We start from the raw sequence: 13,144 nt of genomic DNA, 5'->3' as shown, positions 1-13,144 counted from the left end.
CGACGAATAATATAGGGGCCACTTCTGTTATTGGCGCATCGCGAGAAATCTGCGCCCCGATGAGTTGTCGCAAGTATTAGGATCGTGCCCCTGAGCGGACTACTGAGATCCGCCGGGCCACAAAGAATGTCGTCTCGGATCCCAAGCACCCGCAAGTTTGAAGGCTATACGCACCACGAAGACGGCTGCTTTGTTCTGGGTGAGCCGCGACGTCGGTGTCCTCGCATGACGCAACCTACTGAAGGCGCATAGTGGGCGCGGCACCAGCAGTGTGCTAAGGTACGTGATGGCCCCTTAGCGGACCTGCTCTCGGCTCTCGCGTAGCCAAGACCCAGCCCCGACATCCTTTGATCCAGATCAACCCCGGGCAGGAACCGTTCCGATTTGGTCGCCTATAAGGAGCGAAGCGTGCGCGAGGTGTTTAAAGGCGGCAGGCATCCTTGCGCTCTTGACTACTGCCGCCGCTATCGCCCGGCCGCGCCCAATGCCGAGCCGATCGACACCTTGGGAAGCCATGTCGGCTTCAGGTGCACCGCCAGGAAAAGGATCATGTCATGAGTAGCGATACGATTCCGGCAAAGCCCGCGATGAGCACGGGACCAACCGGCGCAGGACTGAAACGCCGCGATCTCCTGTTGAGCGGTAGCTCTCTGGTCGCAGCTTCAGCACTCTCCGCCGTTGGTGCGACAAGCTTCGCGCAAGCGCAGCAACCAACGCCGGCCCCGGTACCTGCGCCGACTGGGCAGCGGCCCAATATCGTCGTCATCATGGGGGACGATATTGGAATCTGGAATATCGGTGCTTACCATCGAGGCATGATGGCTGGCCGGACTCCGAACCTCGATAAGATCGCGGCAGAGGGCATGCTGTTTACCGACTATTACGCCGAGGCGAGCTGCACCGCGGGTCGCGCCAACTTCATCACCGGCGAGCTACCGATCCGTACCGGCATGACCACGGTCGGCCAGGCCGGCGCCCCCACAGGCTTGCCGGCGGAGGCCGTGACCATCGCCACCGCGCTAAAGGGCATGGGCTATGCCACCGGCCAGTTCGGCAAGAATCACCTTGGCGACAAGAACGAATTTTTGCCGACGGTGCATGGCTTCGACGAATTCTTCGGCTACCTGTATCACCTCGATGCGATGGAAGATCCGGCCCACCCCGGCTATCCGCAGGACCTGTTGAACGTCGTCGGTCCGCGCAACATGCTCCATACGTGGGCGACCGATGTCGACGATGGCACCGTGGACCCGCGCTGGGGCAAGGTAGGCAAGCAAAGGATCGAGGACGCCGGCACGCTCTATCCGAAGCGGATGGAAACGGTGGACGACGAAATCCGAGACCTTGCCTTGAAGTTCATTGAAAAGGCCAAGGCCGACAACAAGCCGTTCTTCCTGTGGCTCAATCCAACCCGCATGCGCGAGGGAAAACCGCTTCGCACTTTGCGCTAACGCGGCCCTGCGGGTCCGGATCAGCTCTAGCTCGTGCCGAACGCCTTGAAGGTGATGATGGTGAGGGTGTCCTGGATGCCCGGCAGCACCTGCACCTTCTCATTGATGAAGTGGCCGATGTCGGTGTCCTTGTCGACGTAGAACTTCACCAGCAAATCGTAATGGCCGGCGGTGGAGTAGATCTCGGAGGCGATCTCGGCTTCGGCAAGCGCATTGGCGACCGTGTAGGACTGGCCGAGCTTGCATTTGATCTGGACGAAGAAAGGAACCATTGCAGTCACTCCGAAGGCATATCTGCCGCTAATAGGCCAAAACCGGTCGGGATTGGCAAGCGAACTTGCTGGCCGCGGGGATTTGCCGCCCGCGGCCATCGTTCGTGATGCCCGCTTGCGGCGGCCCCTCAGGATGGGGTCCCGTTTCCCGGCGAGATATCAGACCCTCATGGTGAGGAGCCCACGAAAGCGGGCGTCTCGAACCATGCAGCCCCGAGCACGTTCGGTAGCCTAGCCCACGAAAGCGGGCGTCTCGAACCATGCAGCCCCGAGCACGTTCGGTAGCCTCCGATCGAGGCGGCCTACGTGATCACGGCGGCCGCGGCGAACGCTTCCCTCAGCCGCTGTGCGAGCTCGGCCTTGCGGTAGGGCTTGGTCAGCAGGATCGCCTGGGCATGCGCGCGGCCCTGCTCGACCAGGGTCTCCAGCGCGTAGCCGGAGGTGAACAGGACCGGCAGGCCCGGGCGAATCCGCCGCGCCTGCTCGGCAAGCTCCCAGCCGCTCATGCCGCCGGGCATCACGATGTCGGTGAACAGCATGTCGATGCCGGGATCGGCGCGCAGCCGCTGCAACGCCTCCTTGCCGTTGACCGCGGCAACGACGCTGTAGCCGAGTGCCTCCACCCTGCGAATGGCGGAGGAACGGACGAACGGATCGTCCTCCGCGATCAGGATGGTTTCGTAGCCTCGCGGCGCCGCCTCCTCGCCGTCGGCAAGGTCGCCCGCAGATGGTCCCGCGTCGGCGCGCGGCAAATAGATCCGGACCGTCGTGCCCAGGCGTTGCTCGCTGTAGATCGCGACATGGCCGTCGGATTGCTTGGCGAAGCCATAGACCATGCTGAGGCCGAGGCCAGACCCCTTGCCGACCTCCTTGGTGGTGAAGAACGGCTCGAAGGCGCGTTCGATGACACCAGGCGTCATGCCTTCGCCGTCGTCGGTGACCGCGATCATGGCGTAGCTGCCGGATGCGACTTCGGGGTGAAGGGCGCGATAGTCCTCGTCGATCGCAGCCAGCTCCGTGCTCAGCGTCAGGTGTCCTCCTGACGGCATGGCATCCTGCGCGTTGAGCGCAAGGTTCAGCACGGCGGATTCGAGCTGGGCGCGGTCGGCAAAAGCCAGGATCGTGCCGGGGCCGGAAGCGGTCCTGATCTCGATGTCCTCGCGCAAGGTGCGCTTGAGCAGCTTGAACATGGACTCGAGCAGGTTGCGGCAATCGATCGTCTGGGGCTGGAGCAGCTGGCGGCGGCTGAACGCGAGCAGTCGCTGCGTCAGCTCGGCGCCCCGTTCGCCCGACAGGCAGATGTCGTCGGCAAACCGTCGCAGGTCAGGCCTTGCCTTGAGCTGCTCGCTCAAATGCTCGGCGTTGCCGATCATGACGGTGAGGAGGTTGTTGAAGTCGTGCGCGATGCCGCCGGAGAGCTGGCCGACGGTCTCCATCTTCTGCGCCTGCTGGAGTTGCTGCTCGGTCAGCTTGCGCGCGGTCAGATCATGGACGATGCCGACGAAGATCAACTCGCCGTCCTGCCGGGCCTGGCCGACCGAGAGGTCCATCGGAAAGGTCGATCCGTTCCTGCGCAGGCCGACGGCCTCGCCGCCGGTCGCGAAATGCCTCGCGCGGCTGTCGGGCGCGGCGTCCGCGCCTGAAATCAACATGCTGACGTTCCGGTTCATCACCTCGCCGGCCTGATAGCCGAACAGGCGCTCGCAGGCCGGATTGAACAGCAGGATGCGGTCCTGCGCGTCGAACAGGATGACGCCGTCGACCGCGGTCTCGACGATCGCGGTGAGGCGCACCACGCTCTCGCGCATCGCGCGCTGGGCTTCGCCGACCTGCTTGAGCAGCAGCGTCGCGTCCCGGCGCTTGATCTCCTCCTCCTCGAGCGCGGCCTGGACCTGCCGCAGCTCGAACGGAGAGGGGATCGTCAGGATCTTCGGCAGCAGCGGCCAGAGCGCGCCGGCCGTGAAGATGGAGGCCGCGGCCGTGACCGCCTTGACGAGGCCCTCGATGCCGTAGATCGGGACCCAGAGCGTGTAGATCGCCAGCACATGGGTCAGGCCGCAGGCCATGATGAAGATCGCGAACGCCCAATAGACCCAACCGAATTTGAGGTCGCGCCGTTTGGTGACGAAAATGGCGAGGGCGAACGGAATCGAGAAATAGGCGGCGGCGATGATCGCGTCGGAGACGACATGGAGCCAGATCAGTTCGGGTTCCCACAGCAGGCAGATGCCGTGCGGCGAGAACATCGAGGGGTCGAGGATACGTTCGAGAAAGGCCCACATGGTTCCACCCCAAGCTGGCATTCGAGGCTTCGCGGGCCGGGGCGGCCCGCATCGCTGCTGCCGTTGGACGGGTCCCGCCGCCCAACGTCTCACGCATGGACACACACGCCGAACGCGAGACCGTACCAAGGGGACGGCGCGGTTGCATTTTGCAAGCCCGCACGATTGCGGGCCGCCGGTGCCGCGCCGGATCGGCTCCACCTGATTCGCGGGGCCGTCAGCACAGCGAATCACGGCTGGCCGCGGCCCGCAACGCTTGCTGGCGTTCCACGGCCGCGCTAGGACAGGCCATGGCGCAGTTCCTATCAAGCAGATGTGTCCCGCGATGACGACGCCGGTCGCACTCACCATCGCCGGCTCGGATTCGAGCGGTGGCGCCGGCATCCAGGCGGACCTGAAGACCTTTGCCGCGTTCGGCGTCTACGGCGCCTCCGCGATCACGGCGCTGACGGCGCAGAACACGCGCGGCGTCACCCGCATCCACGCGGTGCCGGCCGATTTCGTCACCGCGCAGATCGACGCGGTGTTCTCCGATCTCGAGGTCGGCGCGGTGAAGATCGGCATGGTGGCCCAGGCCGCCAGCATCGATGCGATCGCGGCCGCGCTGACGCGCTGGAAGCCCCGCCATATCGTGCTCGATCCCGTGATGGTCGCGACCTCCGGCGATCGCCTGCTGGCGTCCGAAGCCGTGGACGCGCTGCGCACAAGACTGATGCCGCTCGCCTCCGTGATCACGCCCAATCTGCCGGAGCGCCGCGCTTCTCGACGAGCCCGTTGCGGCCAGCGAGGCGGAGATCGAGCGTCAGGGCCGCCGCCTGCTGGCGCTCGGCTGCGGCGCGGTGCTGATCAAGGGCGGCCACGGCGAGGGGGCCGAGAGCATCGACTATCTCGTAAATTCGGAAAAACGATATCACTTGCCGCCCCGCGCGTCGCCACACGCAACACCCATGGCACCGGCTGCTCGCTGTCGTCGGCGGTCGCGGCCGGGCTCGCCAGGGGCGAGGATCTCGAGCGCGCCGTGCAGAGCGCCAAGGCCTGGATCAGCGCGGCGATCGCCGCCGCCGACCGCTTCAGCGTCGGCCACGGCCACGGCCCGATCCATCATTTCCACAAGTTCTATTGACGCCGGCCTCGCGCGGCACGGCGGCTCCCGGCGTTAACCAATAACGCCTTGGGGTTCCGTAGCTTTGCGGGCGGTCATCGCCGCTTCATGTCGCCTGATTGTCGCATGCGACTGATATTCGCGGGGAGGGCGAGGCAAGGTTTGATTCGTAACTGAGGGTGCCTCAAAGGTTCAATCGTCATCCCCCTGTCACGGGAAATTGTTACGGGCGGTCGCATGGGAAGTTACGATGTGAGTGACGAGAGCCCGGAGCGGCGCTTTCGCACGTTGTTCATCTCCGACGTTCATCTCGGAGCCCGCGGTTCTCAAGCCGACCTTCTGCTCGACTTCCTGCGCTACCACGATGCCGATACGATCTATCTCGTGGGCGACATCGTCGACGGCTGGGCGCTGAAATCGAGCTGGCACTGGCCGCAATCGCATAACGACCTCGTCCAGAAGCTGCTGCGCAAGGCGCGCAAGGGCGCCAAGATCATCTACGTGCCCGGCAATCACGACGAGTTCCTGCGCAACTATTACGGCACGCATTTCGGCGGCATCGACGTCGTCGAGAACACCGTCCACACCGGCGTGGATGGCAAGCGTTACCTCGTCATCCACGGCGACATCTTCGACCTCGTGGTGCAGAACGCGCGCTGGCTCGCGCATCTCGGCGACAAGGCCTACGACTTCGCGATCCAGATGAATCGCTTCGTCAACTTCTTCCGCCGCATGTTCGGCGTGCCCTATTGGTCGCTATCGCAATGGGCCAAGCAGAAGGTCAAGAACGCGGTCAACTATATCGGCGCGTTCGAGCAGGCGCTCTCCGCCGAGGCACGGCGCCATGACGCCGACGGCGTGATCTGCGGCCACATCCATTACGCCGTGATCCGCGACGAGAACGGCATCCGCTACATGAACTGCGGTGACTGGGTCGAGAGCTGCACCGCGCTGGTCGAGCACGACGACGGCAATTTCGAGATCATCACCTGGGCCGACCAGCTGCGGAAGCCGGCACAAGTTCCGCAGGTGGCAGCCAGAGCTGCGTAACAGAGGCGGCTTGATGCGCATCCTGGTCGCGACCGACGCCTGGCACCCGCAAGTCAACGGTGTGGTTCGGACGCTGACCAAGCTCGCTGAGGCCGCCAAGGGGCTCGGTGTCGAGTTCACGTTCCTGACGCCGCAATCGTTCCGCACCTTCGCGATGCCGAGCTATCGCGACGTGCGGCTGGCGATGCCGCGTCCGGCGCGGATCGCGAAGCTGATCGAGGAAGCGCGCCCCGACAGCATCCATATCGCGACCGAAGGGCCGATCGGCCTGATGGTCCGCCGCTATTGCCGCCAGCGCAAGCTGCCGTTCACGACCAGCTTCCACACCCGTTTCCCCGAATATGTCCGCGCCCGCGTGCCGGTGCCGGGCTCACTGATCTGGCGGGCGCTGCGCCGCTTTCACGCGCCGAGCCGCGCCGTGATGGCGGCGACGCCGGCACTCGCCTGCGAATTGACCGAGCGCGGTTTCGACAATGTCGTGTTGTGGCCGCGCGGCGTCGACACTCACTTGTTCCATCCCCGCGCCATCGACCTGTGCCTGCCGGCGCCGGTGTTCCTCTCGGTCGGCCGCGTCGCGGTGGAGAAGAACCTCGAAGCCTTCCTTGAGCTCGACCTGCCTGGCACCAAGGTGGTCGTCGGCGACGGCCCGGCGCGCGCCTCGCTGGAAGACGCCTATCCCGATGCGATCTTCCTAGGAGAGAAGCACGGCGAGGCACTGGCGGAGATCTATGCCGCCGCCGATGTTTTCGTCTTTCCCAGCAAGACCGACACGTTCGGCCTGGTGCTGCTGGAGGCGCTCGCAAGCGGCCTGCCGGTTGCGGCCTTTCCGGTGAAGGGCCCGCGCGACGTGATCGGTGATGCGCCGGTCGGCGCGCTCGATCACGACCTACGCAGCGCGTGTTTCGCGGCGCTCGGGATCTCCCGGCAGGACTGCGTCGAGTTCGCCGCCAACTACACCTGGGAGGCCTCGGCCCGGGTCTTCATCGACAGCATCCAGGCGGTCGGCGCTGTGCTATCAGGCAGGAATGGGGCAGATCCGGTTAGTTTCGTAGCCTGAAAACCGGGATTCATCGCGCGGAGGTGTCTTGCCCGCGCTCAGGCTGCCGCGATAAGTTCGGGCCATGACCGAACAGCTCCTTCCGATCGGCCCTGCCGATATCGATGCCGCAGCGCGCGTGATCGCGCCCTACGCCATCCGCACCCCGCTGTTGTCCTTTCCCGTGCTCAACGAGCGTGTCGGTGCCAAAGTGTTCCTGAAGCCGGAGATGCTCCAGCGCACCGGCTCCTTCAAGTTCCGCGGCGCCTTCAACAAGGTGTTCTCGATCCCGCAGGACAAGCGCGCCGGCGGCGTCGTCGCGTTCTCCTCCGGCAACCACGCCCAGGGCGTGGCGGCGGCAGCCAAAATCCTCGACATGCAGGCAACCATCGTGATGCCGGCGGACGCGCCGCTGTCGAAGCGCGAGCGCACCAAGTCCTACGGCGCCGAGGTCGTGCTGTATGATCGCGACAAGGACGACCGCGAGGCGATCTCGCGCGGCATCGCCGAGAAGCGCGGCGCGACGCTGGTCAAACCCTATGACGATCCGTTCGTGATCGCAGGGCAGGGCACCGCCGGCCGCGAGATCGCAGAGGACATGGCGGCACTCGGCCTTGCTCCCGATATCGTGGTCGCGCCGGCCTCTGGCGGCGGTCTGATCGCGGGCGTTGCGACCGCCGTGAAGGCGCGTTATCCGCAGGCCGAGATCGTCGTGGCCGAGCCCGAGTCGTTCGACGATCACGGCATTTCGCTCACCGCCGGCCATCGCGAGCCGCATCCGCCTGCGGGCCGCACCATTTGCGATGCGCTGATGGCGCTGATGCCTGGCGAGATGACGTTCGCCATCAACAGCAAGCTGCTGGCGCGTGGCGTCACCGCATCGGACAAGGAAGTCGGCGCGGCCGTCGGCTTTGCCTATCGTGAGCTGAAGCTCGTGGTCGAGCCGGGCGGCGCGGTGGGTCTTGCCGCGCTGCTGGCGGGACGCCTTGATGTTGCCGGGAAGAACGTCGTGATCGTGCTCTCCGGCGGCAATGTCGATGCGGATCTGTTTGCCGAGCTGGTGGCTTGATCCTCTAATCGACATGATCCGCCTCTTCCCGTCGGGAAGCAATCGCATGTGAGATGAGTGTTGGGCGCGCTGATGCGTCCACGGCGTCATGGCCGGGCTTGACCCGGCCATCCACGCCTTTTCTGACGGCACGAAGAACGTGGATGCCCGGGACAAGCCCGGGCATGACGACCTCTTCCAAGCCTGCAAGGGCTGCGAGAACCCGTGTTCCCCGACACGACAAAGGGGCAGAGCGTCGCCGCTCTGCCCCTTCTGCTGTTGCGCTGATCGCGATCAGTGCATGAAGCCGCCGCGGCGATTGTTGCCGCCATTGTTCATGCTCGGCGCCTGGTTCATCGACTGGCGGAAGTTGTTGCCGCCGTTGTTGACCATGCGGTTGGTCGTATTGAGCTGCGGGCGATTGTTGTTGTTCTGCTGATTGTTCTGCACCTGCACCTTGTTCACCGGATTGTTGTTGAGCTTGACGATGCCGGTGTTGCCGTTGTTGACGCGGATCGGATTGGTCTGCGTCTGAACGACCGGCTTGGTGTCGACAGTCGTGCCGCCCTTGCCGACGTTCACCGGCATGCTGACGATCTTGCCCGGGTTGCCGTTGCCAGTGCCTTTACCAGTACCGGTGCCATTGCCGGCGTTCGGCGCGTTGTTGGTCGCGGGCAGGGTGATAATCTTGCCGGTGCCGCCACTATTGTTGGTCGTGTTGGTCGGCGCAGGCAGGGTGACGATCTTGCCCGGGTTCTGCGAGGGCGTGCCGTTCGGCTGGTTGTTACCCGCCGGCAGGTTGACGACCTGGCCGCCATTGCCGAGCTTGCCGATCACGTTGCCGTCGATCGGCTTCTGCACGACCGGCAGGTTGGCGTTCATCTGGCCACCACCATTACCCTGCTGCATCAGCGGCATGTATTTGGGCTGGCCGAGATTGCCGGCCTTGAACGTCGGGGCAATGTTCTGCGGCGCCAGGAACTTGGTCGCTTGCATCAGGGGGATCAGCTTCGGCTGCGCTGCAAGCTTCAGTGCTGACGAGCCATAGGGGCTGTTGCCGTAGCTGTCGTAGAAGCTCTGGTAGCCGATCGGCGAGTTCGCGAGCACCGCCTTGTGCCAGGCCTGCGTGAGCAGCAGGTTGTTGAGCAGCCAGCGGATATGGTCGCACAGCGGGTCGTGCGGGTACATCTGGATGAACTCCTGATAGTACTCCGGCCGGCCCTCGGACAGGACGTAGTCATAGGCCTGGCGCGTCGAGCGGCTGGGCAGGTTGGAGGCCATCTGCACCACAGGCGCATTCAGCGGCGCGCGGTTGGCGGCAATGGCGGTGTCGCCGAAGAAGGTGAAGTCGCTCGTCAGCGACGAGCTCTCCCAGGGGATCTGCGCGCCGCTGGTGGTCTGGTTCACCTGAAGACGCACGCGCTTGAACAACTGCTCGATCGGCACGTTGGGCTCGTGCGCGACATTCAGGAAAGCCTGTGTATAGGGGCTGTGGCCATTGGTGCCGTCGAGCGCTTCAGCGCCGGGCGCGGTGGAATAGCCGACGATCGAGCCGTTCGGCGCGTCGACGATGGCAAGGCCGCGGCCGGCGTCGTTGACGCTCGGGAACGGATTGTTGCGGCAGGCATCGAGGATGACGATGCGCATGCGGCTCGGGATCGACTCCAGCGTCGACATCACGTCGACCAGGCGCACCGAATTGTTGACGAGCTCGTTGGGGCTGGAGACCTTGGCATCGACCGGCACGAGATAGTTCTCGCCGGCGAGCTGCACGCCGTGGCCAGCGTAATAGACCATCGCCACGGTGTTCGGACCGCGCGCGGACACTTTGGCGGAAAAGTCCTGGACCACGCGAAGCATGTCGTTCTGGGTCAGGTCGGTCGCGGCAACCACCTCGAAACCGGCCGAGTTCAGGAACTGCGCCATCGACTGCGCGTCATTGTCGGGATTTTGCAGCTGCGGCGCGTTCTGGTAGTTCGAATTGCCGATCACCAGCGCGACCCGCTGCTCCGGGCCTTGCAGCACGGTGGGGGCGGGCTCCACGGGAGCGACTTGCGCGGAAACAGGGCCGCCGAGAAAGCCGAACAGGCTTCCCACGAGGCTAGCCGTCATCAGGAAAGGCTTTAGGCGGAACATGGCGTGCTCCTCTGGCACTGATCTCGATGCGAGATTGGTTGCGAGGCAGACTGGCCGCGTTCGAGTTCGGGGTCCGTGACCGCGGTCACCATGATAGGCTGCGTGATCTGAATCACGCTGGAACCTGCTATGGTGAACAATCGCTTGAGAGGACAGTCCGCCCCATGCTGAAATCGATCGATCCAATCCTGACGCCTGACCTGCTCTGGCTGCTGGCTTCGATGGGCCATGGCGACGACCTCGTCTTCGTCGATGCCAACCATCCGGCCACCCGCATCGCGCAGAGCACCACGTCGCAGCGCCTGATCCAGCTGCCAGGCATGAGCATGGAGACCGCCATCCGCGCGATCATGTCGGTCTATCCGCTCGACGATTTCGATCCAGACCCGGTGCGCGTGATGGCGCCCGTCGACGATCCCGATCGCGTCCCCGATGTGCAGCGCGCGGTGCTGGCCGAGATCGAGCGCGCTGCCGGCCGCGCTGTTGCGCCAGGCAAGCTCTCGCGTCCGGATTTCTATCGCGCGGCGGCTGCCGGCTTCGGCGTGGTGCAGGTCGGCGACAGCAGGGGCTATGGCTGCTTTCTGATCCGCAAGGGCGTGATCTAAAGCATGATCCGGACCCGCAGGGCCGCGTTAGCGCAAAGTGCGAAGCGGTTTTCCCTCGCGACAAACGCGGAACGCGCTTGCGCGGAGATCATGCTCAAACAAGAGCCTAAAGGGGCTTTTGCTAGCTTGCCGCCTTGCGCTTGGGCGGCGTCGGTCCGTCCACCGGCGGCAACGATTTGATGTACTCCGCCATCGCCGCGATATCCTCGTCCGGCAATTGCGAGGTGTTCTTGATCACACGTGTCATCGCGCCGCCGACGCTGTCGCCGTCGGGCAATTCGCCGGTCTTGAGGAAATAGGCGATGTCCTTGGCGCTCCATTCGCCAAGGCGCTTCTGCGTGATGTTGGGCACCCAGCCCTCGCCTTCCGGATTGGGGCCGCCGGCAAAGCGCTCGCCGGAGATGATGCCGCCGAGCGCATTGCGCGGGCTGTGGCACTCGGCGCAATGGCCAAAGCTGTTGACGAGATAGGCGCCGCGATTCCACTGCGGTGACTTGCTGCTATCGGCGACGAACGGCTTGCCGTCCATAAACAGGAATTTCCAGATGCCGATGTTGCGGCGGATGTCGAAGGGAAAGCCCACGTCATGGTCGCGCACCTTGCCTGCAACTGGCGGCAGCGTTTTCAGATAGGCGAAGAGATCGAGCACGTCCTCGCGCTTGGCATGCTGATAGGAGGTGTAGGGAAACGCAGGAAAGTAATGCTGCCCGCTGGGTGAGACCCCGTGCATCACCGCGTTGACGAAATCGGCCTCTCGCCATTTGCCGATGCCGTCGGTCGGATCGGGCGAGATGTTCGGCGCGTAGAACGTTCCGAACGGCGACTTGATCGCGACACCGCCGCCGAGCTTGAGACGATCGTCCTGGCCAGGAACGGCATGGCAGGACGCGCAGCCGCCGGCGTTGAACATCACCTCGCCATTGGCAAGGTTCGGGACATGGGCCGGCGCGGCGCTCACGGCGGCCACCACCGGCGCGCTGAGCCACCAATAGACGCCGCCGGCTACGATTGCTGCGAGCAGCGCCGCGATCATTGTTCGTTGCAACATCAGGTCCATCCACGCGGTTGCGGCAAGCCTATGACCTCTCTCCGCGCGGCTCCAGCCACGAAGAATTTAGTCCGTCCCCGGCGGCAACGGGAATAAACTGAAACGGCGGCTGTTGAAAGTTTGGCAGTCCAACGAGGTCACCAGGGAGAATGTCATGAACAAGACCGTGATCGCCGTGTTCGCACTCGGCACTTTGGCTTTTGCAGGCTCGGCCAGCGCCGAAAAGCTGAAAGCAACACTCGACGGCAAGGCCGAGGTGCCGGCAACGACCAGCAGCGGCACGGGGACGGCCGATCTGGACTATGACGCCGCCAGCAAGAAGCTGTCCTGGAAGGTCACCTATTCCGGCCTGTCCGGCCCCGCCACCGCCGCGCATTTCCACGGCCCGGCCGAAACCGGCAAGAACGCCGGCGTCATGGTCCCGATCCCGAATGCAGCCTCGAGCCCGGTCGAGGGCTCGGCGACGCTGACCGACGCCCAGGCCGCCGATCTCCTCGCCGGCAAGCTCTACGTCAACATCCACACCGCAGCCAATCCGGGCGGCGAGATCCGCGGACAGGTGACGAAGTAAGAGACTGCTTCATCGGCAAAGGCCGGGTGCGCGGCAAGCGCGTCCGGCCTTTTCAATTTGAGCGAAGATGTCGCAGTCCGCCAATTTGCGGCCTCGCGCCTTGCCAGCCCTCCGATTTCGGCCATAAAGTTCGGCGCGATTACCCAATCCGAAGAGTGACACCGTGCGCCTCGTTTCCAGCGTTCTCGGTCGGCCCAACGTCGCAGGCATCCGCAGACGGAACAGCACGCCGTCATACGTCCTGGCCGGCGCTGTCGCGGCCGCTGCGATTGTTGCGTTCTCCGGACCGGTCGCAGCGCAAAGCGACCAGGAAAGGCAGGCGCAATGCGAGCTGTCCGCGCTCCGCGACACGCGATCGCCCCTTGCGGTCCAGTATATCCGTTCGGCCTGCAACTGGCTTGTCGTTAACGGCGACTCGCTGCTGAACGCATCCAGCAAGGGCTATTATGTCTGCCTCGTGCGTCAGCTCTCCGGCGCGCAGAGCAACGAGGCCGCCGCGGCGATCATGTCGGCCTGCCGCGCGTCCAATCCACTTTGAAGCGC

10 protein-coding genes and 3 pseudogenes are annotated in these 13,144 nt (G+C 64.5%); 9 read left to right on the top strand and 4 right to left on the bottom strand.

Annotation, left to right across the window (positions count from 1 at the left end):
* Window positions 1–402: 402 nt before the first annotated feature.
* Both FOM02_RS07815 and FOM02_RS07810 read left to right on the top strand, forming a co-directional pair.
* A pseudogene (locus FOM02_RS07815) lies at window positions 403–558 on the top strand (formylglycine-generating enzyme family protein); the annotation flags it as partial.
* A pseudogene (locus FOM02_RS07810) lies at window positions 555–1,418 on the top strand (sulfatase-like hydrolase/transferase); the annotation flags it as partial. The pseudogenes FOM02_RS07815 and FOM02_RS07810, both read left to right, overlap by 4 nt.
* A gap of 59 nt (window positions 1,419–1,477) precedes the next feature.
* Here the strand turns inward: FOM02_RS07810 and FOM02_RS07805 are convergent.
* Entirely contained in the window at window positions 1,478–1,723 is a 246-nt protein-coding gene (locus tag FOM02_RS07805; RefSeq protein ID WP_027560402.1) for an Lrp/AsnC ligand binding domain-containing protein, read from the bottom strand.
* 302 nt (window positions 1,724–2,025) lie between these two features.
* Window positions 2,026–4,005, bottom strand: a complete 1,980-nt coding sequence (locus FOM02_RS07800; RefSeq protein ID WP_265441569.1) for a hybrid sensor histidine kinase/response regulator — start codon at window positions 4,003–4,005, stop codon at window positions 2,026–2,028.
* 325 nt (window positions 4,006–4,330) lie between these two features.
* Here FOM02_RS07800 and thiD point away from each other — a divergent pair.
* The 4 genes and pseudogenes from thiD to FOM02_RS07780 all read left to right on the top strand — a co-directional run bounded on the left by thiD (window position 4,331) and on the right by FOM02_RS07780 (window position 8,262).
* Window positions 4,331–5,128 (top strand): annotated as a pseudogene (gene thiD, locus FOM02_RS07795) (bifunctional hydroxymethylpyrimidine kinase/phosphomethylpyrimidine kinase).
* 216 nt (window positions 5,129–5,344) lie between these two features.
* A complete protein-coding gene (locus FOM02_RS07790) occupies window positions 5,345–6,157 on the top strand; it encodes a UDP-2,3-diacylglucosamine diphosphatase (RefSeq protein WP_027560399.1) in 813 nt (270 codons plus the stop codon).
* 13 nt (window positions 6,158–6,170) lie between these two features.
* The gene (locus tag FOM02_RS07785; RefSeq protein ID WP_092213783.1) at window positions 6,171–7,214 is read left to right on the top strand and encodes a glycosyltransferase family 4 protein; all 1,044 of its coding nucleotides are present in this window, start codon (window positions 6,171–6,173) and stop codon (window positions 7,212–7,214) included.
* A 64-nt stretch (window positions 7,215–7,278) separates the two neighbouring features.
* Entirely contained in the window at window positions 7,279–8,262 is a 984-nt protein-coding gene (locus FOM02_RS07780; RefSeq protein ID WP_027560397.1) for a threonine/serine dehydratase, read from the top strand.
* 273 nt (window positions 8,263–8,535) lie between these two features.
* On the opposite strand, the gene FOM02_RS07775 is transcribed toward FOM02_RS07780, so the two are convergent.
* Entirely contained in the window at window positions 8,536–10,377 is a 1,842-nt protein-coding gene (locus FOM02_RS07775; protein ID WP_265441568.1) for a caspase family protein, read from the bottom strand.
* 164 nt (window positions 10,378–10,541) lie between these two features.
* On the opposite strand from FOM02_RS07775, the gene FOM02_RS07770 reads away from it, so the two are divergent.
* Window positions 10,542–10,982: an RbsD/FucU family protein gene (locus FOM02_RS07770; RefSeq protein ID WP_027560395.1), complete on the top strand. Its 441-nt coding sequence runs from the start codon at window positions 10,542–10,544 to the stop codon at window positions 10,980–10,982.
* A gap of 121 nt (window positions 10,983–11,103) precedes the next feature.
* Here the strand turns inward: FOM02_RS07770 and FOM02_RS07765 are convergent, their stop codons facing one another.
* Window positions 11,104–12,030 (bottom strand): c-type cytochrome, encoded by a 927-nt coding sequence (locus tag FOM02_RS07765; RefSeq protein WP_265441567.1) that lies wholly within the window; start codon window positions 12,028–12,030, stop codon window positions 11,104–11,106.
* Window positions 12,031–12,184: 154 nt separating this feature from the next.
* Here FOM02_RS07765 and FOM02_RS07760 point away from each other — a divergent pair, with 154 nt between their 5' ends.
* Both FOM02_RS07760 and FOM02_RS07755 read left to right on the top strand, forming a co-directional pair.
* On the top strand, window positions 12,185–12,601 hold the full coding sequence (locus tag FOM02_RS07760) for a CHRD domain-containing protein (protein ID WP_027560404.1): 417 nt from the start codon (window positions 12,185–12,187) through the stop codon (window positions 12,599–12,601).
* Between the two features lie 163 nt (window positions 12,602–12,764).
* Window positions 12,765–13,139, top strand: a complete 375-nt coding sequence (locus tag FOM02_RS07755) for a VF_A0006 family four-cysteine protein (protein ID WP_027560405.1) — start codon at window positions 12,765–12,767, stop codon at window positions 13,137–13,139.
* The last annotated feature ends 5 nt before the right edge of the window (window positions 13,140–13,144 follow it).

The organism is Bradyrhizobium sp. SEMIA, from assembly GCF_014844175.1.
In the GTDB taxonomy this organism is placed as follows: domain Bacteria; phylum Pseudomonadota; class Alphaproteobacteria; order Rhizobiales; family Xanthobacteraceae; genus Bradyrhizobium; species Bradyrhizobium arachidis.
The sequence above is the reverse complement of the archived record's forward strand: the minus strand, read 5'-3'. Positions and strand labels throughout refer to the sequence as shown.

Bases quoted from the DNA above. Each gene is read 5' to 3' on its own strand.
- FOM02_RS07805 (WP_027560402.1), bottom strand. From the start codon at position 1,723: ATGGTTCCTTTCTTCGTCCAGATCAAATGCAAGCTCGGCCAGTCCTAC.
- FOM02_RS07800 (WP_265441569.1), bottom strand. From the start codon at position 4,005: ATGTGGGCCTTTCTCGAACGTATCCTCGACCCCTCGATGTTCTCGCCG.
- FOM02_RS07790 (WP_027560399.1), top strand. From the start codon at position 5,345: ATGGGAAGTTACGATGTGAGTGACGAGAGCCCGGAGCGGCGCTTTCGC.
- FOM02_RS07785 (WP_092213783.1), top strand. From the start codon at position 6,171: ATGCGCATCCTGGTCGCGACCGACGCCTGGCACCCGCAAGTCAACGGT.
- FOM02_RS07780 (WP_027560397.1), top strand. From the start codon at position 7,279: ATGACCGAACAGCTCCTTCCGATCGGCCCTGCCGATATCGATGCCGCA.
- FOM02_RS07775 (WP_265441568.1), bottom strand. From the start codon at position 10,377: ATGTTCCGCCTAAAGCCTTTCCTGATGACGGCTAGCCTCGTGGGAAGC.
- FOM02_RS07770 (WP_027560395.1), top strand. From the start codon at position 10,542: ATGCTGAAATCGATCGATCCAATCCTGACGCCTGACCTGCTCTGGCTG.
- FOM02_RS07765 (WP_265441567.1), bottom strand. From the start codon at position 12,030: ATGTTGCAACGAACAATGATCGCGGCGCTGCTCGCAGCAATCGTAGCC.
- FOM02_RS07760 (WP_027560404.1), top strand. From the start codon at position 12,185: ATGAACAAGACCGTGATCGCCGTGTTCGCACTCGGCACTTTGGCTTTT.